We start from the raw sequence: 19,716 nt of genomic DNA on the forward strand, positions 1-19,716 counted from the left end.
ATGCAGGTTTCGGAAAACGAGTGGATCAGCAAACGTGCCTATACACTCTGGGAAAAGGAAGGCCACCCCCACGGCCGCGATGCGGCACATTGGGAACAGGCAAAACATGAATTTTCACTTCTGAAGACATCGGAAGCAACGAAACCGGCCCAGCGCAAGAAGGCAGCTCCCAAAGCCGTCTCCGCTGATGCCGCAGCACCGGATGCAGAAGCCCCGGCGAAACCCAAAGCCCGCGCTCGCAAGGCCGCCGCTGCGAAATAAAGACCTCCCACATAGTCATCTGAGGCAGCAAATGAAAAAGCCCGACGAAATCTCGCCGGGCTTTCTCTGTTTAGCGTGCGTCGCAGCCCGGATCGCCAATCCGGCAACCGCCCCGGGGGTTTTCCGAAGCAGGTGCGCGGCGTGGATCATCCCACTGGCGACGCTCCGGAGGGAGCTGGCCCCCATTCTCGTTTGGTTGACGGTCGCGGTTGCGGTCCCGGTTATCATCTTCGGCGCGGGGGCGATTGTCCTCGCGGCGCGGTCTGTCGCCCTGATTTCTGTCACCCTGATTACGATCGCCTTGGTTCCAGTCGCCATAACGGCGCTCCCAGCGGCCATCATTCGGTCCGCCGCCCTGGCGCGGATCACGTGATTCATCGCGGCGACCGTCGCGCCAGTCATCCCGGCGACCGTCACGCCAGTCGTCCCGGCGGCCATCACGCCACTCGTCGCGCGGACGCGGACGATCCCAGTCTGCGCGCGGCGGCGGTGCGACATTCCAGTAACCGCCGGACGGGCGACGCCAGCGATCACGCTCGCGGTAAAAATCGCGGTCGCGATAATAGCGGTCCCAGTACCGGCCGGCTTCGAAGGTGATGATCGGCACGCCGAGATCGCGGTAGTAGCGCGGCTCGACATAGACCCGGTTCTGCCGGTAGGTGGTTTGGATGTAACGCCCGGCGACCCAGCCGCGACCGGCCACAAAGGAAACATCGCACCAGGGCGTATCGGACAGGCAGCCATGCACCGTGAGCGGTGCGCCGTTCGGAATCACGACGACGGCTGGGTAAGCCGTGCTCGGGCCCGAGCGCATATTCACGTTCGCTGTGGCAAAGCCGCGCGTCGCGGCTTCGGCAAGTGCCGGCGCAGCGAGCATGGCCACCAGCGCAATTGCGCCAAACAGTTTTCTCTTCACTTCTTTCTCCTCAAGCAAAGGCCCGCTTTGCCCTTGTCGGCATCCATCTTTTTCGATGGACGAGTATGCGTTCCGCATACTGCCACGATCGGAAAATACGCGTCTCTCCATGAACGCAGCATGAAACAAATGAGGCGCTGTATCAGTTCCACCTGCGGCATTGCGCCCCCGACAAATTGCCAGCGGAATGGCCCGTCGGTCTTGACTTCGGGGGGCAATCATCCGACTTGAGTGCAACAGCAATATGGAGCAGAACCATGAGCGAAACCGCACAGACGACCGTCGACCAGAGCGAAGTGGATCGTTTCTCCGCGATGGCTGCCGAATGGTGGAGCCCGACGGGCAAGTTCCGCCCGCTGCACAAGTTCAATCCCGTGCGGCTGGAATATATCCGCAACCGCGTCTGCGAGAATTTCGGCCGCGACCCGAAGGCGCATCGCCCGCTGGAGGGGCTGCGCGTGCTGGATATCGGCTGTGGCGGCGGCCTGCTTTCCGAACCCGTAGCGCGCATGGGCGCCACCGTGGTGGGCGCAGATCCTTCGGAGAAGAACATCGGCATCGCTTCCACCCATGCGCGTGAGAGCGGCGTCACCGTCGATTACCGCGCCGTAACCGCCGAACAATTGCAGGAAGCGGGCGAAACCTTCGACGTCATCCTCAACATGGAGGTTGTGGAGCATGTGGCCAATGTCGATTTCTTCGTCACCACCTGCGCCAAAATGGTGCGCCCCGGCGGGCTGATGTTTGCCGCCACCATCAACCGCACGCTGAAGGCCCGGGCACTCGCCATCTTCGCCGCCGAAAACGTGCTGCGCTGGCTGCCGCGCGGCACCCACCAATATGAGAAGCTGGTTCGCCCGGAAGAGCTTGAGCGGCCGATGGTTGCAAGCGGCATGGATATCATCCACCGCACCGGTGTCTTCTACAACGTGCTGCAGGATCGCTGGAATCTCTCGCCGGATATGGACGTCAACTACATGATGCTGGCGAAACGGCCGGCATAAATCGGCATTCACACTGGAATAGCCTGCACCGCAGACAGCAGTTCCTTTTGCCCGGCAGCATTTCTTGCGGCGATATTCCGGACCTCGGCCCGGTCGATTTCAATCGGAGTTCCGTTAGCCGCAAAAGGTTGCTTGAAATTGAACGCCTGCGGCGACGGGCCATGGTCGTGCAGATGTTCGAACCTTCTGACGGCATCAGTCCAGAGGGGATTATCCGCAGCATCCATCCACCATAGAACAAGCGGTGGCCATTTCTGCGGAGTATTCCAGTTGCGTCCATGCTTCAGGGCCTCGGCATGCACGCCGGAGTAGGAATAGGCCATCAGCGATTCAAGATCGCGCCAGAGCGAAAAGGACGAAACACCGCTTGTCGCGCCGTTTTCCTTCAGGAAACGCGGGAAGACCTGCACGCCCCAGCTCGCGGGTCCGGGTTCGCCTTCGTAGCCGGACCGACCGATGAAACCTTCCGCGCGTTCGGCGGCCATGAAATTCAAAGGTTCGCGCCGGGCAAATCCGGCAACGGCGGGATCATCATAAGCGGCAATCTGTATTCCGAAATTGTAGATTGCTACCCGCATAGAAAAACTCAGTTTATGTCGTCAGGTAACGACGGCAGCGGCGCGATTTCGATGCCCTCGTCCAGCAGGGCCTTGGCTTCCTGCACGGAGGCATTACCGATAATGCCGCGCTCGTCCGCCTCACCATAATGGATTTTGCGGGCCTCTTCAGGGAATTTATCGCCGACATCCTCCGCATTGGCGCGAATATTGGCTACGGCCTCGCGGATTTTCGCAATCGCTTCCTTTTTCGCCGTGTCCATGGCGAGTGTCTGGCGTTCATCCTTCTTGCGAGCGGTGGAGACCGACGGCGCCATCAGAAGTTTGGAGACCTGCACGGAATTACAGACCGGACAGGTCAGCAAGCCGCGCTGCAACTGATTATCGAAATCGTCGCTACCGGCAAACCAGCCTTCAAACTCATGGCCTTTCTCGCAGGCCAGCGCATAACGGATCACGCCGCCTCACCTCCGGCAGGTTTCAGGGGAATAACCGTATCCAGCCCGAACTCGCGGGCATTGCGCAGATTGGGAATTTTTCCGCGTGCGGCCGCCACCAGCGCCGTATCGATCTCGGCGAAGATGATCTCCTCCCCGCCGCCGCCGGCAATGGCCAGAACCTTGCCCCAGGGGTCGATGATGATGGAATGGCCGAAAGTCTCACGTCCATCCTCATGCACCCCGGCCTGTGCGGCGGCGATGACGAAAGCGCCGTTTTCAATGGCGCGGGCGCGCAGCAGAACTTCCCAGTGGGCTTCCCCCGTCTGGCGGGTGAAGGCGGCGGGCACCGTCAGAACTTCGGCACCGGCCAGCGCTTCCGCCCGGAAAAGCTGAGGGAAACGGACGTCATAGCAGATGGCGAAGCCGAATTTTGCCAAGGGGAGTTCGGCGACACGCGCCACTTCGCCGGGCTCGTAGGCAGCGCTTTCGCGCCAGCTTTCGCCATTGTCGAGATCGACATCGAACATGTGGATCTTGTCATAGCTGCAGACGCGCGAGCCATCCGGCGCGAAGAGAAACCCGCGATTGGCAATCTTGCCATCCGGCCTGGCAATCGCCGTCGAGCCGACATGGACATGAATACCGAGTTCGCGTGCCAGCCGTGCGGCAGTCGCAACGATGATATCGCCATCGTCATCGCGCAGCTGGGCGCGGAGCGCCTGCCTGTCTTTCTGGATCGCGCCGGTCATTTCCGGGGTCTGGACATAAACAGCGCCTTCCGCCGCAGCGGCGCGCACCAGCCGTTCCATATCGGCGGCGTTTTTTGCCGGATCAACGCCCGAGCGCATCTGGATGGCGGCAGCCTTGAAACTCATCACATCCTCCGTCGATCGGGCCGATCAGGCCGCCAGCATCGCGTCCAGTTTGCCGGCACGCTCCAGGGCGTGCAGATCATCGCAACCGCCAACAAGCTCGCCATTGATGAAGATTTGCGGAAAGGTCGTTCCGCCAGATTTCTCGATCATTTCCTGCCGGTATTCCGGTGTTGTGGTCGCGTTATATTCCGCATAATCAACGCCCTTGCTGTCCAGCAGCGCCTTGGCGCGCGCGCAATAACCACAAAAATCCCGCGTATAGATCGTTACCGGTGCCATGTCTTTCAAAGCCTCGCAAACGTGCGATCAAACGCACGGTTTCCTCACGTTATCAAGGCTTCATATAGGCCCGGAAATGGCCATTGCAAAGGTCAAAACTGTCACATCCGCGGCACCTGCCTTGCGCAGGGCGCGGCTTGCCGCACCCACCGTCGCTCCGGTCGTATAGACGTCGTCCACCAGCACCACGCGCTTGCCATGAACATCGATTTCCCGACCGGGCGCAAACGAGAAAGCGCCGCGCACATTATCCCGCCGGGCAAGAGCGGAGAGCCCTACCTGGCGCTCCGTCGGCTTCACGCGCAACAGCGTGCCGGCAAGCAGCGGTTTGCCGGCGACCCCCGCCAGATGCCGCGCCAGTTCGGCGGATTGATTGAAGCGACGGCGCAGGAAACGGTGACGATGCAAGGGCACGGGCACAACACAATCGCAGGCATCCACCGTTCCGTCGCTTGCCCGCAGCATCCACAGCGCCATCAACCGGGCGAGGTCGGTGCGGTCCTGATATTTCAGGCGATGCACCAGCTTTCGGGCAGTGCCTTCATGGCTGGCGACGGCGCGCAGGCGATCAAAGGGTGGCGGATCAGCAATGGCCTGCGCACTGACTACGCCTTCGCCGTGATCACGCGAAAAGGGGATACCCAAAACCTCGCAGAAAGGCCGTTCGATGAAGGCAACCTCCCGCCAGCAATCGGGACACAACGCCCCCTCGCCGCCCGTCATGCGATTGCAGCCTGCGCAGGTGGGCGGATAAACCATGCAGAAGGCCGCGCGCAACAGACCACGGGCAGCGGCCGGCACGATGGCAGACTTCGACAGTAAACCCGAAAACAGATCGTCACCAGCACCCATGAGGTTGACTTTAGCGCCGAACGGGTGCCTTTGCGAGAGCGATATGGTCCGGCCAGATACCGGAAAACGATGCCCCAGGGGCATGACAGCAAAGATACGGCCCGCCGATCCCGAAGGCGCTATTGGCCGAGCAGGCAAGACGATGGATATTCTCTTTGACCAGGCCCTGATCGAACAAAACCGCCGCCGGGCATGGAACCGGCGTGACGACAACGCCCTGTTTCTTCTCGATATGGCAGCTGAAGAACTCGCTGACAGGCTCGCCATCGTCGAGCGCCAATTCGAGACCGCAATCGAACTGCATGGGGGAACCGGCATCACTGCGCAGCGCCTGGCTGAAACAGGCAAGGTGGATGCAATCCGCCGTATCGAGACCGAGAGCTGTTTTGCGACGGATGGGAATATTCCGCAGGCAGCCTCAATGGAGCATCTGCCGCTTGAGGAAGCTTCCGCCAACCTCGTCGTTTCACCGCTTGCCCTGCATCTGACCAACGATACGCCCGGCGCGCTGATCCAGATCCGGCGAGCATTGAAGCCGGATGGCCTTTTTCTCGGCGCCATTCCCGGCAGCGGCACCTTGCATGAACTGCGCGACGTGCTGTTGACGGCGGAGGCGGAACTGACCGGTGGTGCCAGCCCGCGCGTCATTCCCTTCGCCGATGTGCGTGATGTCGGGGCGCTATTGCAACGCGCCGGCTTTGCGCTTCCGGTCACCGACTCGGAAACCTATACGGTGCGGTACGATTCGATTTTCCCGCTGATGCGCGACCTGCGCGCCATGGGCATGGCCAATCCCCTGGCAAGCCGCAGCCGGAAACCGCTCAACCGCGCGTTTTTCCTGCGGGCAGCGGAGCTTTACGCCGAACGTTATTCCGATCCGGACGGACGGATAAGGGCGACTTTTTCCATTATCTATGTTTCGGGCTGGGCGCCGCATGAGAGCCAGCAGAAACCGCTGAAGCCCGGCTCCGCCAAGGTGCGTCTGGCCGATGCGCTGAAGACAACCGAGGTGAAACTGTCCTGAGCGCTTGCCCCAGCACTTTCAACTGTTGGCGAAAGTATCGGCGATAAACTTGAAAACCGTGTTGATGTTACTGCTGATGGTGCCGGCGCCAGCGATGAGTGCCGCGGAAATCACCCCGACGATCAGACCGTATTCGACTGCGGTAGCCCCGTCTTCGTTTTTGCAGAAATCGATAAAAGAACGCAGCACAGGATATTCCCCATCCGCCATCCGGTTTATCCCCCCGGCCGGCACTATGCTTTATTGAAATCGAATATATCTTAAGACGACCAGTATGAGGAATCGGTTACCGATGATGGTAAACGATCAGCAACCGCTATCGTTATTATAACCGGTCACGACGCAGGGCATTTCCGGCATCGGCTGGGTTATGCTGCGGCGGATGGAATAGGTCTTGCCCGTGTCCGTCTTCTTGATCGAGCCGGTGCTGATCATGTCATAATTGTCGGGAAACTGTGCCACGCGGGTGGATGATTTTCCGGCAAGCATGGGGGTGATGATCAGGGAAAGCGCGATAACGGCCGTGCCGAAAAGCAGCGCTACATTTAGAACGCCGGTGCGACGGGATTTATCGGAATAAGAGTGACGACCTTCCACCGTCTTCCAGAAATCCTCGTTCATGACCAACCTCGTCTCGCGCAGTTTACCGCTTCTTTAGATTAACAATCTGCCAGAGGGTGCTGAACGATCTCTTAACGCAGCCCCGTTTTGGCACGGCAAAGCGTGGTTTCAAGGGCATTTTCACGAAGCTGTGACGGCGTAAGGGGGCGGGCGCCGCCTTAAAGCAGATCCTGCAGGAAAGGGATCAGCGGCTCATCGGCCGGCGGCATGGGGTAATCGCGCAGGGCCTGCGGCTTCACCCATTTGAGCGCCTGCCCTTCCCGCCCGTGCGGTATGCCTTCATAACGACGGCACACATAGAGCGGCATCAGCAGGTGAAAGGTCTCATAAGTATGGCTGGCGAAGGTCAGCGGTGCGAGGCAGGCGACCTTGGTCTTGATACCCAGTTCCTCATCAAGCTCGCGAACAAGGGTCTCTTCCGGCGTCTCGCCGTGCTCCACCTTGCCGCCGGGAAATTCCCACAGGCCGGCAAGAGACTTGCCTTCCGGCCGCTGCGCCAGGAGGATGCGGCCGTCCTGATCGAGAAGCGCGCAGGCAGCGACCAGCAGGATTTTTTTGCCCGCCTCACTCATTCTTCAGTGCCCTTGTCCTCAGCACCCTTGTGCCAATAGCGGTAACGATAAGCTTCGGTGAAACCGAATTTTTCATAGAGCGCAATCGCGGCCGCGTTGGTGGAAACCACCTGCAACCATGCACTTTTTGCGCCGCTGATTCTCGCCCAGCGCAACGCCGAGGCTAAAATCTGCGTGCCAAGACCTTTTTTTCGTTGCGACTTGTCAACATCGAGGGAGATGATGCCGGCGAGATCGTTATCCTGAACGCAAATAACAGTCGCAAGCGGGCTGCCCTCAACTTCTTCGTTGATGAACAGGCCGAGCGTCGGCTTGATGGAGCTGACGATCTCGGCAATCGCCGGACGCAGGGACGCATCGCCATCGCTGACCTTGAGACTGGCTTCCACAAAACGGCCGATATCGTGGCTCGGCAGGCTCACGAGCGTCTCCGGAAGCTCCATTCCGGAAAGATCGGCCGTCATCACCTTGACTTCCTCGAACACGGACCAGCCGTCCTTGACCAGAAAGTCCTTCAGTTGCGGCGGCATCAGCGTCGTTTCGCGCACCACCAGCGGGCGGCCGAAATCCTCAAAACGCTTGCGCGCCTTCTCCAGCCGCACCGCGCTGTTGCCATAATCCGACGGATCGAGCGGCACCACGCAGTTGATACGCTTGGATGGATGTGAACCCGTCAGGCGGATTTGCCAGCTGCCGTCATAAATCACCGACGAGGCAGGCCATGCCCGGAAGCTGACGGCTTCCAGACGGCGAACCAGCGGCAGATTGACGGCCTTGTTGTCCTGCATTTTCTTCGGCTCCAACGGTCAGCTCCGGTAGTCGCCGTTGATCGCAACATATTCCTTGGTCAGATCGCAGGTCCAGACCGTGGCCGTACCCTCACCGAGACCGATATCCACCTTCACCGGAATGTCTTCCAGCCGCATCACGGCGGTGGTCTCCGCTTCCGAATAATCCGGGTCGCGCTCACCATTCACGGCCACGCGCACGCCGCCGAACCAGATGGCGAGGCGGTCGCGATCAGCCATTTCGCCGGACTTACCGACGGCCATGACGACACGGCCCCAATTGGCGTCCTCGCCGGCAACGGCGGTCTTCACCAGCGGCGAATTGGCGATGGAAAGGGCTATCTTCTTGGCAGCGGCATCGTTTTCCGCACCCGTGACGGTGACTTCCACCATCTTGCGCGCGCCTTCGCCATCGCGAACAACCTGCAACGCCAGATCCTTCAGGAGATCGTTCAGCGCGGCGCGGAAGGAGGACAGGCGCTCGTCATCGGCGCTCGTTACCTTTACCTGGCCGTCTTCGGCCGCCGCACCCGTGGCAAACAGCATCAGCGTGTCTGACGTGGATGTGTCGCTATCAACAGTCACGGAATTGAAGGTTGGGCCGACACCGGCGGAAAGCAGGGATTGCAGGGCGGCAGGCTCAATATCGGCATCCGTCACCACAAAAGAGAGCATCGTCGCCATATCGGGGGCAATCATGCCCGCCCCCTTGGAAATACCATTGATTGTCACGATCACGCCGCCGATTTCGGCGGTGCGGGTCGCGACCTTGGGGTAGGTGTCGGTGGTCATGATCGCCTTGGCAGCTTCCTGCCAGAAATCGGCTTCCGCCCTGACATTCATGTCGCCGAGAACACCGGCAAATTTCGAGGCATCCAGCGGCTCGCCGATCACGCCCGTCGATGCCAGGAACACTTCACCCTCAGAGCAGCCGACGGCAGCGGCGGCGGATTTCGCCGTCAGCTCGGTCGCGGCCTTGCCCTTGACGCCGGTAAAGGCATTGGCATTGCCGGAATTGACCACCACGGCACGCGCTGCGCCGCCGCCGAGATTGGCGCGGCAGAAATCAACCGGAGCCGAGGGGCATTTCGATTTGGTGAAGACGCCCGCCACGCTTGCCGGCTTGTCGAACACCATCAGGAGAACGTCGGTACGGTTCTTGTACTTGATGCCGGCGGCGGCCGTCGCCATGCGAACACCGCGCAGCGCAGGCATGTCGGGATAGGATTTCGGAGCGAGCGGGGAAACGGCAACGGACATGGGAAGCGCCTGAAATTCTGGAAATGGGGAGGTATGGAAGTGCCGGAGATGAAACGGGGCGGCCTCAAAGCCGCCCCGTAACATGGGTCTTTATTACTGCTGCGGCTGCTGAGCCTGCTGTTCCTTCGTGGCTTCGTCGTAGCCCTTCTTCAGCGTCTCATCCATGATTTCGATCTTCTGGTCAGCCTTTGCCTTCTCGATGAGGGCAACGTACTTGTCACGCATGACAAGCTGACGAACCTGCGGCTCGACCTGATCGAAAGCCGGCGGCGGGGCAATGCGCTTGTCTTCAAGCTTGATGACGTGGAAGCCGAACTGCGTCTTGACGGGGGTCTTGGTGTAAGCACCCTTTTCGAGGCCGAAAGCGGCTTCTTCGAATTCCGGCACCATGCGGCCCTTGCCGAACCAGCCGAGATCGCCACCGTCATCCTTGTTGGAATCGGTCGACTTCTCCTTGGCGAGAACTGCGAAATCCTTGCCCGAATCAAGCTGCTTGATGATGTCCTTGGCTTCATCTTCGCTGGCGACCAGGATGTGGGCAGCCTTGATTTCTTCTTCCTGCGGCAGAGCTGCCACTTCCTTGTCGTAGCGTGCCTTCACTTCGTCAGCGGTAACGGCATCAACCACATGCTTGCGGAAATAGGCATTGTGCAGCTCACGGTCCTGGATGAATTCCATGCGCTTCTTGAAATCCTCGGTCTTTTCGAGACCTTCTGCGCTGGCGTTCTTCACGAGAAGCTTGACGTCGATCGCGCCGGAAAGGGCTGCAACCTTCTTCTGCTCGTCGGGAAGCTGCGCGAGCTGCGGATCGAGGTTGCCCATGGCGAGGTCGAGTTCGGACTGGTGGATTTCCAGATCGCCGACCTTGGCGACAACCTTGTCTTCCTGTGCAAAAGCCGGAAGCTGGAGGCCGAGCGTGGCCACAATCACCGCAGCCGCAATTTTATTATAGCGCAACATTTTGAACCTTTCGGGGACAATGCCGGCTCCAGACATGGTTTCCGGCTCTGAAAAAACTTCCAAACACCGGATTGTGGCCATTCTGTAACGGGCAGAACCGTTGACATCATTTGCCCCCCCTCTTATCTGTCACGCAACCTCGCGTCCAGATACGTTGAAGGGCGAAGTCCGTCATTTGTTGCTGAAATCAGCGTGACGGAGAAAAGCGCCCGCGAAAACGGAATTTCAGAAAGGGCCAGTAAGATGGTCAGTCTCGGCGGAATAGCCCGCAAGTTGTTCGGTTCGGCAAATGAACGCCGCGTCCGCTCCTATAAAAGCAAGATCGCAGCCATCAATGCGCTGGAAGAGGCCACCAAGGCCTTGTCCGACGAAGCGCTGGCGGCAAAGACGGCGGAATTCCGCCAGCAGCTTGCCGATGGCAAGACGCTGGATGACCTGCTGATCCCGGCTTTCGCCGTCGCCCGTGAGGCGTCGCGCCGCGTCCTGCACATGCGCCCCTTCGACGTGCAGCTGACCGGCGGCATGATTCTTCATGGCGGCGCCATTGCCGAAATGAAGACCGGTGAAGGCAAGACGCTGGTGGCGACCCTTGCGGTCTACCTCAACGCGCTCGCCGGCAAGGGCGTGCATGTCGTTACCGTCAACGACTATCTCGCCAAGCGCGACGCCGCCACGATGAGCAGGCTCTACGGCTTCCTCGGGCTGACGACCGGCGTCATCGTGCACGGTCTGGACGACGACCAGCGCCGCGAGGCCTACGCCTGCGACATCACTTACGCGACGAATAACGAGCTCGGCTTCGATTATCTGCGCGATAACATGAAATACGACCGCGCCCAGATGGTGCAGCGCAGCCATAATTACGCGATCGTCGACGAAGTCGACTCGATCCTCGTTGATGAAGCGCGCACACCGCTCATCATCTCCGGCCCGCTGGACGACCGCTCCGATCTCTACAACACCATCGACGCCTTCATTCCGCTGCTGACACCTGAAGATTACGAAATCGACGAGAAGCAGCGTTCGGCCAACTTCTCCGAAGACGGCACCGAGAAGCTCGAAAACCTGCTGCGGCAGGCGGGCCTGCTGAAGGGCGAATCGCTTTATGACGTCGAGAACGTCGCCATCGTTCACCACATCAACAATGCGCTGAAGGCCCACAAGCTCTTCACCCGCGACAAGGACTACATCGTCCGTAACGATGAAATCGTCATCATCGACGAATTCACCGGCCGCATGATGCCGGGCCGCCGTTATTCCGAAGGTCAGCACCAGGCTCTGGAAGCCAAGGAAAAAGTGCAGATCCAGCCGGAAAACCAGACGCTTTCCTCCGTCACCTTCCAGAATTATTTCCGCATGTACGCAAAGCTCGCCGGCATGACCGGTACGGCTTCGACGGAAGCGGAAGAATTCGGCAATATCTACGGCCTTGATGTCATCGAAGTGCCGACCAACCTGCCGATCCAGCGTATCGACGAGGACGACGAGGTCTACCGTACCGGCGAAGAGAAATTCCTCGCGATCATCACCGAGATCAAGGCGGCGCATGAGCGCGGCCAGCCGGTTCTGGTGGGCACGACGTCGATCGAGAAATCCGAGCTTCTGGCCCATATGCTGCGTCAGTCCGGCTTTACCGATTTCCAGGTTCTGAACGCCCGTTACCACGAGCAGGAAGCCTATATCGTTTCGCAGGCCGGCGTTCCCGGCGCCGTCACCATCGCCACCAACATGGCCGGCCGCGGTACCGACATCCAGCTCGGCGGCAACGTCGACATGCGCCTTGAGCGCGAGCTTGAAGGCATGGAGCCCGGCCCTGAGCGTGACGCGAAGGAAGAGGCTATCCGCGCCGAAATCAAGGTGCTGAAGGAAAAGGCGCTGGCCGCCGGCGGTCTTTACGTCATCGCCACCGAGCGCCACGAAAGCCGCCGTATCGACAACCAGCTGCGCGGTCGTTCCGGCCGTCAGGGCGACCCGGGCCGCTCGAAATTCTATCTGTCGCTGCAGGATGACCTGATGCGCATCTTCGGCTCCGAGCGCATGGACTCGATGCTGCAGAAGCTCGGCCTGAAGGAAGGCGAGGCAATCGTCCATCCGTGGATCAACAAGGCGCTGGAACGCGCCCAGAAGAAGGTCGAAGCCCGCAACTTCGAGACCCGCAAGAACCTTCTGAAATATGACGACGTGCTGAACGACCAGCGCAAGGTGATCTTCGAGCAGCGCCTCGAGCTGATGGAAGCCGACAATATCGGCGAAACCGCAGCCGACATGCGCAACGAAGTCATCGAAACGCTCGTCACCAAGCATGTTCCGGAAAATGCCTATGCCGAACAGTGGGATATTGCCGGTCTGAAGGCTGGTATCGCCCAGTTCCTGAACCTCGACCTGCCGGTGGAGGAGTGGGCCAAGGAAGAAGGCATCGCCGAGGACGACATTCTTCAGCGCGTTACCGAGGCGGCCGACAAATACGCCGCCGAGCGTGCGGAACGTTTCGGTCCTGAAATCATGACCTATGTGGAACGTTCGGTCATTCTCCAGACGATCGACCATCTGTGGCGCGAACATATCGTCAACCTCGACCATCTGCGCTCCGTCGTCGGTTTCCGTGGTTACGCCCAGCGTGATCCGTTGCAGGAATACAAGGCGGAAGCCTTCGAGCTGTTCCAGGCACTGCTTGCCAATCTGCGCGAAGGCGTCACCGCCCAGCTGATGCGCGTGGAACTGGTGCAGCAGGAACCGCAGCAGCCGGAACTGCCTGAGATGACCGCACATCATCTCGACCCCGTCACCGGCGAAGACGAGATGGCGCATGGCGCACCCGTCGCTTTCGTACCGGCCGAGGAACGCGATCCGAACAATCCCGCCACCTGGGGCCGCATCGGACGCAATGAAATGTGCCCCTGCGGCTCGGGCAAAAAATTCAAGCATTGCCACGGCGTCTACGAACAGGCGTAATTCAGGCCCGCTTACGATGATTATCGCCCGTAACCCCGTGTTACGGGCGATTTTCTTTGCGCCCGTTCATTGCTGTTGACGGATATCAGCGATTTCCAATATGGGAGCCTGACCATCTTCCAGAAAACGCTTTCATGAGCGCATCTGGCCCAGATGGAAGCGTCGGACGGGCTCACGATCTTTGTTTTTGCGCATTTTCCGGACGTACAACCGCTAAGCACTTTTGACGGAAATGCCCCATGGCCCCTCGCGATCTCGCCGCCTATATTTTTCTCGCGCTCGCATGGGGAATGTCTTTCCTGCTGCTTCTGCATGTCGTTGCGGCGTTCGGCTGGATCGGTGCCGTCACGCTTCGCTCGCTTGTCACTGCCGTCACCCTCTTTCTCATCGCGTGGGCCGCGCGCCGCAGGCTCGCATTTTCGGCCAGCTGGCGTGCCTTCACCGTGGTTGGCGCGACAACGGTTGCCGGGCAGTTGATCGGTCTTTCTTATGCGACACCGCTGGTCGGCACCGCCATGGCCGCCATTCTGGTGGCGACAATTCCGCTCTTTTCCATGCTCATCTCGCAGATATGGGGGCTTGAGCGGCTGACGCGACAGGGTATTGCCGGCCTTGTCATCGGCTTTGCCGGCATCATCCTGCTCGTTGGTTTTCCCGCCGTTCCCGTCACAACCGGTTTCATCATCGGCTGCGCCGCCGCTGTCGCGGCCTGCATCTGCGCCGCCTATGGCAGCAATTATGCCAGCCGCTATCTGAAAGGCGTCGGCTCCTGGGAAATCACCATCGGCTCCTTTCTGGCGGGTGGCCTGATGACCCTGCCGCTTCTGCTGGCCGTGCCATTGCCTGGAACGCCGGCTCTCATCGACTACGTCTATCTTCTGATACAGGCGGTGGTCATGAGCGGCCTTACCTACATCACCTATTTCCGGCTGGTCTCCACCATCGGCGCGACGAAGACCATCAGCGTTGAATTTGCCGTAACCGTCGTGGCGGTTCTTATCGGCGCTCTGGTGCTGGACGAACCCCTGTCACTTCCCCAGCTTTTGGGCGCGGGCATCATCATTTTGGGCTGCGCGCTCGTGCTTGACCTTTTGCCCAAGAAAAAAGCGCCGCCCACGCCATCCGGCGCATGAAGGGTTTATTAGCGTTTTCCACTAATAGTCGTGGTGGCTATCGCTGATCACGCGTGATCGCGTTTGCGACGCGAGGGGAAAATGCAACCGGGCAAGTCAGATTATGAGCATTATTGGGATCCCTTGCGGGCTCTCCTCATGCTGCTCGGCATTCCCTATCACGCCTCCCTGCTCTACAGCCACGCCCTGCCTTGGGATATCAAGGATTTTGAAACCAGCCCGGTGCTGACGGCACTTGGCGCGGCGCTCGTCACCTTCCGCATGCCGGCGTTTTTTCTGGTGGCCGGTTATTTTTCCGCCATGGTCATCGGCAAGAAGGGCAAAGCGCCGTGGCTCAGGCAGCGTTTCCTGCGCCTTGGGCTGCCCTTCATCGTGGCCGTGCTGATACTGGGGCCGCTGCAACTTTTCCTGCTGCAACTGGCTGGCATCGCCAAGGGTGATATCTCCGCCGACCAGCTGATGCAGAGCCTGCCGGGTCTGCTGCGCCCAAGCGAACAATGGATCATGCATCTGTGGTTCCTGCCCGCCCTCATTGCCTATTCCGTCCTGCTTGCAGGCCTGTTATTCCTCGCGGAACGCCCGCCACTGGCATATGCCACAGACTGGTTCGCCAGGGCGCGAATACGTTATCCGGCCCTGTTTTTTTTCGCGCTTTGCGCCTTTCCCGTTTTGTGGGAGCTGGCGGTTTACCTTTCCGGCCTGCTTGCGGGGAAAACCGGAAATGGCCTGTTTATCCTCTATGAACGGGCCTCCGATCCCTATGCGCGTTATCTGCCGTTTTTTCTCATCGGGGCGCTGTTGAACCGCGACCGGGTTCTCTTTCACCGCTTCCGCCAGACGGGCCCCCTCACCGGTATAATCGCCTTCGTCACCATCGCAACCGCGGTGACGCTGCGGCTGCAAAACCCCTTTTCCAGTTCGGCCATGCTCGTGCTGGTTTCGACGATTGCGGCGGTGGCGGCAAGCCGTCTGCTGATCGACCTCGCCTGCCGTTATTTCGACAGGCCAAGCCGGATTGCCGGACGGATGACGGATGCCTCTTTCACCATCTACCTGTTTCACCACCCGCTGATTTACGCTTTCGGCACGCTTTTCATCCTGATCTCGCTGCCGCCCATCCTCGAATTTACCATCATCGTCGCGGCGACAACCTTTACGGCCTATCTGCTGCACCAGGTGATACGCCGCAGTCCGCTGGCGCTTTTTCTTCTCAACGGCACCCGCAAACCACGGGCGCCAAACGACATCGGGACAGGCGCCGCCGCCTCCCAAACCCTTCGTTAAGGATAAGGCGGTTACAATCCGGCTGCCTATTTAACTGGAAATGATGGCGTGTGGATCATGGCTATCCTCAACACGGCGGAAAAAGCCTTACCCGCGGGCCTGCGCGCGAAGCTCTCGCCGCTGGGAGCAAAAATCGCCGTCCTCGTTTCCGCAAGGGATGATGTCTCGCGCGCCCAGCGCATGGCGCTGGTCGCCTTTGCGGTGCGCATCGTCAGCGCCGGCATCGCCTTCATTTCCCAGATAATCCTCGCCCGCCTGATGGGCGAGTTCGAATATGGCCTCTTCGCCTTTGTCTGGGTTCTGGTGATCCTGTTCGGCAACCTGTCCTGTCTCGGTTTCCACACCACCGTTATCCGTTTTTTACCCGGCTACCGTCTTGAGGACGCCCATGACAAGATCATGGGGCTGACCTCGACAGCACGCATTTTCGCCATGCTGTCGGCCAGCACGCTGGCGCTTTGCGGCTTTGTTTTCCTGTATTTCTTCGGTGAGCGTATCGCCGCCTATTATCTCATTCCCGTTGCACTGGCACTTTTCACCCTGCCGATGGTGGCGCTTGGTGATGTGCTGAACGGCACTGCGCGCGCCAATGGCTGGGCAATATCAGCCCTCAGCCCCACCTATATCGTTCGCCCGGTGCTGATATTGCTGTTCATGCTGGTGGCGATCGGGCTTGGCGCGGAAAAAACCGCGACAACGGCGATGATCACCGCGCTTCTCGCCACCTATGTCACCACGCTGTTCCATTTCGCTTTCCTCAACCGACGGCTCAACCGGAATTTCCGCAGCGTCGCCCGCCGGATCCATTTCAGCCACTGGATGCGGTTTGCCTTTCCCGTGTTCCTGATCGACGGCATCGGTTTCCTGATGACCAATTCCGACGTGGTAATCGTCGGTCTCTATCTGCCGCCGGATCAGGTCGGCATCTATTTCGCGGCGGCGAAAACCATCGTGTTGATGCAATTCGTGTTTTTCTCCGTGCAGGCGGCGGCAGCCCCGCGTCTGGCCGCCCTGATTTCCGCCAATGACCGGCAGGCGCTTGCAGGTTTCGCCAGCCAGGCGGCACGCTGGGCCTTCTGGCCGTCGCTTGCCGTCGGCAGCGTCGTGCTTCTGGCCGGCCCATTCCTGCTGTCATTGTTCGGCCCCGGATTCGTTCAGGGTTATCAGCTGATGTTCTTCCTTTTTGCGGGCTTCCTCGCGAAAGCGCTGATCGGCCCGGGCGAGACCCTGCTGAATATGGCCGGCAAACAAAAATTGTGTGTTGCTCTTTATATTATTATCTTTGGTTGCAACATTGCACTCAACATGGCGCTCATTCCGGTCTATGGTCTGGCAGGGGCTGCGGCAGCGGTCGCAATAGCCATGTGTATAGAAGCTGTGCTATTGCATATTGCCATTCGCCGCACACTCGGGATCGTCCTTTTTGCCTTCAACGATCCCCGGGCGGGTCAAGACACTGGGAAGGCGGTGTAACGATAAGCATGTCCAGCGATCCAAAAAATCCGGATTTTCAGGATCCGCGCATCGCGGCGCTGATGGCGTCGGCGGAGCGTGACCGTCCCGTGGCAGACAGCAGCCGGCGCGTGGGACGCGACGGCCGTGAATTCTGCATCTATCCGGGCCAGCTCGGTTACGACATGCAGGAAGAACTCGACTTCCTGTCCAACCGTGTCATGGAGGCGAATGTCTTCTTCACCGGCCGCCTTCTGGCACCGGCCATGCCGCGTATCGAAGACAAGTCCGTGCGCTTCGCCCTCATTCGCGACGAGAACGGCGCCCGAAGCCGCATGCGCTTTCTGATGCCCTTTACTGTTGAAAAGCCGGGCTTTTCCATCGGACCTTCCATTCTGCGCGTCTGGGCCAATCCATTCGGTCCGCTCGGCACGCCGCTGGTCGATACCGAGGGGGCTGCGGAAACGCTCGACAATCTTTTCGACGCGCTTTCCGACCGGGAAATGCGGCTGCCCAATGTGCTCGTGCTGCCGGATGTGCGGCTTGAAGGCCCATTCGCCCGCATGTTCAGGGCAATCGCGCTCAGCCGCAACCTGCCGGTGACGACGACGGGCAATTACCAGCGGCCGATGCTGGAAAGCCTTCTGGATGGCGAGGCCTATCTGCGCAGTTCGCTTGCGCCGCACCATCTGCGGGAAATGCGCCGCCAATGGCGTCAGCTCGAAAAACTTGGAGCCATCTCCTACACCGTGACCCGCCAGCCGAAGGACATACGTTATCGTATGGAGGAATTCCTGGCGCTGGAGGCAAGCGGCTGGAAAGGCCGCAAACGCACCGCGCTGGTGAATGACCGTTACCGCGCCGCCTTCGCCCGCGAAGCGATCACCAACCTGGCCGAAGCCGATGCCGTGCGTATCCACACCATCGATCTCAACGGCGCGGCGATCGCATCGATGATCGTCTTCATGACGGCCGGCGAGGCCTATACGTGGAAGACAGCCTTTGACGAGAATTATGCGCAGTTTTCGCCCGGCAAATTGCTGGTGCAGAAACTGACTGACTGGCATCTGGACGATGCCAATATTCTGCGCAGCGACAGCTGTGCGGTGCCTGATCATCCGATCATGAGCCGTTTCTGGCAGGAACGGCAGGAAATGGGCACATTGGTTGTCGGGTTGACGCATAACAGCGACCGGGATGTGCGGCAGGTTTCCACGCAGGTGGATATGTACCGCAACACCCGCAATCTCGCCCGCAGCCTGCGCCAGAAAATCCTGTCCTTCGGACGCAAGGGCAATTAATCGCGAAGGACGCCGGGGCGTCCTTCGGACTATGTCGTGGCAAGACCTGCGTCAGCGTGATGCCGTTCTGATCATCTTGCACAATTGCGTCAGCGCCGCATCATATCCGCCGCCCAGAATATCGGCACAACGGCGGGCGAGCCTGATCTGATCGGTTCGTGACATGTCGTTATAGGCCTGAATGGCATTGCGCATCGCGCCAGGTGACATCTTGCCCGGGTTGCCGGGATTGGACGGGTTGCCCGGGCTTCCAGGATTTCCGGGATTCCCCGGAGTGCCGGTGGAACCCGAACCGCCAATACCGACGCCGACCCCAAGTCCAAGACCACTCGATCCGCCGACATTTGCCCCGACATTGGCATTGATACCGTTGGAGCCGCCAACCGAAGCGTCCACACCGGCGCTGACGCCGCTGGACCCGCCGACGGATGCGTTGACATCCGCATTGACCCCGTTGCTACCGCCGACAGACGCATTGACATCAGCGCCCAAACCGCCGCCGCTTCTACCGCCAACGTCGGCACTGGCATTGACGCCACTGCTGCCGCCAACCGAGGCATCGACACCGAGCCCACCGCTGCCATTGCCGCCGACACTGGCATTCACCCCGTTTTCGCCGCCGATCCCGATATCCAGCGCATGTGCGTTGACGGGCAAGATAAGGCAGGCAGACAGTAATAAATTGCGAGAAAGCGCCCTCATAATTTCCTCCCTATGAGTTCTGGCTATTCCCGCCCCGCGTGGAAATTCCACGCTGGCATCATAATTCAATTAGTAATTGCGTATATTCTAATTTGTTAGAGGTATCTAATATTACGTTAACGGTGCAGCCACAGGTGTATCGATACGGGACTCACAAACCTGTCCCTCCCTTCGTTACCGGGCCAGAACAGACAGGCAACAGCCGCCACAAACACGCGCAAATAAGAAGGATAAATCAGCTTTGGGGTTGCACGCATGGCCTTGCCCGTGATAGACGCCGTGGCATTACCACCGTTGCCCCAATGGCGGAATTGGTAGACGCGCCGCACTCAAAATGCGGTTCCGCAAGGAGTGCTGGTTCGATCCCGGCTTGGGGTACCATTTCCTGAAAATCATATTGATTTTGCTGGTTTTGTTCGGCGTGCCGGCCCGTAACAATCATCCCCGAAGTAACCGTCGAGAACGGATGCTGGCAAACGAAAA

At 59.6% G+C, this 19,716-nt stretch carries 21 protein-coding genes and 1 tRNA gene; 9 read left to right on the forward strand and 13 right to left on the reverse strand.

Annotation, left to right across the window (positions count from 1 at the left end; translation table 11 throughout):
- Positions 1–261 carry a DUF2934 domain-containing protein gene (locus EXN68_RS27430; RefSeq protein WP_153514546.1) on the forward strand — a complete coding sequence of 87 codons (261 nt, stop codon included), beginning with the start codon at positions 1–3 and terminating at the stop codon, positions 259–261.
- Positions 262–331: 70 nt separating this feature from the next.
- On the opposite strand, the gene EXN68_RS13480 is transcribed toward EXN68_RS27430, so the two are convergent.
- Positions 332–1,177, reverse strand: coding sequence for an SH3 domain-containing protein (locus EXN68_RS13480; protein WP_161991336.1), 846 nt, complete (start codon positions 1,175–1,177; stop codon positions 332–334).
- A gap of 257 nt (positions 1,178–1,434) precedes the next feature.
- Here EXN68_RS13480 and ubiG point away from each other — a divergent pair, with 257 nt between their 5' ends.
- A complete protein-coding gene (gene ubiG / locus EXN68_RS13485) occupies positions 1,435–2,181 on the forward strand; it encodes a bifunctional 2-polyprenyl-6-hydroxyphenol methylase/3-demethylubiquinol 3-O-methyltransferase UbiG (protein WP_142841419.1) in 747 nt (248 codons plus the stop codon).
- 8 nt (positions 2,182–2,189) lie between these two features.
- Here ubiG and EXN68_RS13490 read toward each other — a convergent pair whose 3' ends face one another.
- Genes EXN68_RS13490 through EXN68_RS13510 form a run of 5 tightly spaced genes read right to left on the reverse strand, consistent with a single transcriptional unit; the run spans position 2,190 to position 5,184 of the window.
- Positions 2,190–2,759, reverse strand: coding sequence for a DUF3291 domain-containing protein (locus EXN68_RS13490; protein ID WP_142841420.1), 570 nt, complete (start codon positions 2,757–2,759; stop codon positions 2,190–2,192).
- Between the two features lie 8 nt (positions 2,760–2,767).
- Positions 2,768–3,196: a DUF1178 family protein gene (locus EXN68_RS13495; RefSeq protein WP_142841421.1), complete on the reverse strand. Its 429-nt coding sequence runs from the start codon at positions 3,194–3,196 to the stop codon at positions 2,768–2,770.
- On the reverse strand, positions 3,193–4,053 hold the full coding sequence (locus EXN68_RS13500; protein WP_142841422.1) for a carbon-nitrogen hydrolase family protein: 861 nt from the start codon (positions 4,051–4,053) through the stop codon (positions 3,193–3,195). The genes EXN68_RS13495 and EXN68_RS13500 overlap by 4 nt, the downstream gene beginning before the upstream one ends.
- 24 nt (positions 4,054–4,077) lie before the next feature.
- Positions 4,078–4,332 (reverse strand): glutaredoxin 3, encoded by a 255-nt coding sequence (gene grxC / locus EXN68_RS13505; protein ID WP_046801873.1) that lies wholly within the window; start codon positions 4,330–4,332, stop codon positions 4,078–4,080.
- A 60-nt stretch (positions 4,333–4,392) separates the two neighbouring features.
- Positions 4,393–5,184, reverse strand: a complete 792-nt coding sequence (locus EXN68_RS13510; protein WP_142841423.1) for a ComF family protein — start codon at positions 5,182–5,184, stop codon at positions 4,393–4,395.
- 142 nt (positions 5,185–5,326) lie between these two features.
- On the opposite strand from EXN68_RS13510, the gene EXN68_RS13515 reads away from it, so the two are divergent.
- Complete coding sequence (locus EXN68_RS13515) at positions 5,327–6,208, forward strand: methyltransferase domain-containing protein (protein ID WP_142841755.1); 882 nt, start codon at positions 5,327–5,329, stop codon at positions 6,206–6,208.
- An 18-nt stretch (positions 6,209–6,226) separates the two neighbouring features.
- On the opposite strand, the gene EXN68_RS13520 is transcribed toward EXN68_RS13515, so the two are convergent.
- The 6 genes from EXN68_RS13520 to EXN68_RS13545 form a co-directional block, all read right to left on the reverse strand.
- Positions 6,227–6,418 carry a Flp family type IVb pilin gene (locus EXN68_RS13520; protein WP_142841424.1) on the reverse strand — a complete coding sequence of 64 codons (192 nt, stop codon included), beginning with the start codon at positions 6,416–6,418 and terminating at the stop codon, positions 6,227–6,229.
- 96 nt (positions 6,419–6,514) lie between these two features.
- Positions 6,515–6,829 carry a hypothetical protein gene (locus EXN68_RS13525; RefSeq protein ID WP_142841425.1) on the reverse strand — a complete coding sequence of 105 codons (315 nt, stop codon included), beginning with the start codon at positions 6,827–6,829 and terminating at the stop codon, positions 6,515–6,517.
- Between the two features lie 158 nt (positions 6,830–6,987).
- Positions 6,988–7,401: an 8-oxo-dGTP diphosphatase MutT gene (mutT, locus tag EXN68_RS13530; protein ID WP_046801869.1), complete on the reverse strand. Its 414-nt coding sequence runs from the start codon at positions 7,399–7,401 to the stop codon at positions 6,988–6,990.
- Positions 7,398–8,189: a GNAT family N-acetyltransferase gene (locus EXN68_RS13535; RefSeq protein WP_142841426.1), complete on the reverse strand. Its 792-nt coding sequence runs from the start codon at positions 8,187–8,189 to the stop codon at positions 7,398–7,400. Before EXN68_RS13535 ends, mutT begins: the two co-directional genes overlap by 4 nt.
- A gap of 18 nt (positions 8,190–8,207) precedes the next feature.
- A complete protein-coding gene (argJ, locus tag EXN68_RS13540; protein WP_142841427.1) occupies positions 8,208–9,449 on the reverse strand; it encodes a bifunctional glutamate N-acetyltransferase/amino-acid acetyltransferase ArgJ in 1,242 nt (413 codons plus the stop codon).
- Between the two features lie 93 nt (positions 9,450–9,542).
- Positions 9,543–10,409, reverse strand: a complete 867-nt coding sequence (locus tag EXN68_RS13545; RefSeq protein ID WP_142841428.1) for a peptidylprolyl isomerase — start codon at positions 10,407–10,409, stop codon at positions 9,543–9,545.
- A 243-nt stretch (positions 10,410–10,652) separates the two neighbouring features.
- On the opposite strand from EXN68_RS13545, the gene secA reads away from it, so the two are divergent.
- From secA to EXN68_RS13570, 5 genes are all read left to right on the forward strand, one after another.
- Entirely contained in the window at positions 10,653–13,361 is a 2,709-nt protein-coding gene (gene secA / locus EXN68_RS13550; protein WP_142841429.1) for a preprotein translocase subunit SecA, read from the forward strand.
- Positions 13,362–13,600: 239 nt separating this feature from the next.
- Complete coding sequence (locus EXN68_RS13555) at positions 13,601–14,494, forward strand: DMT family transporter (RefSeq protein ID WP_142841430.1); 894 nt, start codon at positions 13,601–13,603, stop codon at positions 14,492–14,494.
- Positions 14,495–14,575: 81 nt separating this feature from the next.
- Positions 14,576–15,778 carry an acyltransferase family protein gene (locus EXN68_RS13560; protein ID WP_142841431.1) on the forward strand — a complete coding sequence of 401 codons (1,203 nt, stop codon included), beginning with the start codon at positions 14,576–14,578 and terminating at the stop codon, positions 15,776–15,778.
- Between the two features lie 57 nt (positions 15,779–15,835).
- On the forward strand, positions 15,836–17,251 hold the full coding sequence (gene uppV, locus EXN68_RS13565) for a Wzx-type polysaccharide biosynthesis protein UppV (RefSeq protein ID WP_142841432.1): 1,416 nt from the start codon (positions 15,836–15,838) through the stop codon (positions 17,249–17,251).
- A gap of 8 nt (positions 17,252–17,259) precedes the next feature.
- Complete coding sequence (locus EXN68_RS13570; RefSeq protein ID WP_142841433.1) at positions 17,260–18,531, forward strand: GNAT family N-acetyltransferase; 1,272 nt, start codon at positions 17,260–17,262, stop codon at positions 18,529–18,531.
- A gap of 51 nt (positions 18,532–18,582) precedes the next feature.
- Here the strand turns inward: EXN68_RS13570 and uppQ are convergent, their stop codons facing one another.
- A complete protein-coding gene (uppQ, locus tag EXN68_RS13575) occupies positions 18,583–19,233 on the reverse strand; it encodes a polysaccharide biosynthesis GNAT family N-acetyltransferase UppQ (protein ID WP_142841434.1) in 651 nt (216 codons plus the stop codon).
- 296 nt (positions 19,234–19,529) lie between these two features.
- Between uppQ and EXN68_RS13580 the strand changes: the two genes are divergently transcribed.
- Positions 19,530–19,614 (forward strand) — tRNA-Leu (locus tag EXN68_RS13580).
- Positions 19,615–19,716 lie beyond the last annotated feature (102 nt).

The organism is Martinezella rhizogenes (assembly GCF_007002745.1).
In the GTDB taxonomy this organism is placed as follows: domain Bacteria; phylum Pseudomonadota; class Alphaproteobacteria; order Rhizobiales; family Rhizobiaceae; genus Agrobacterium; species Agrobacterium cucumeris.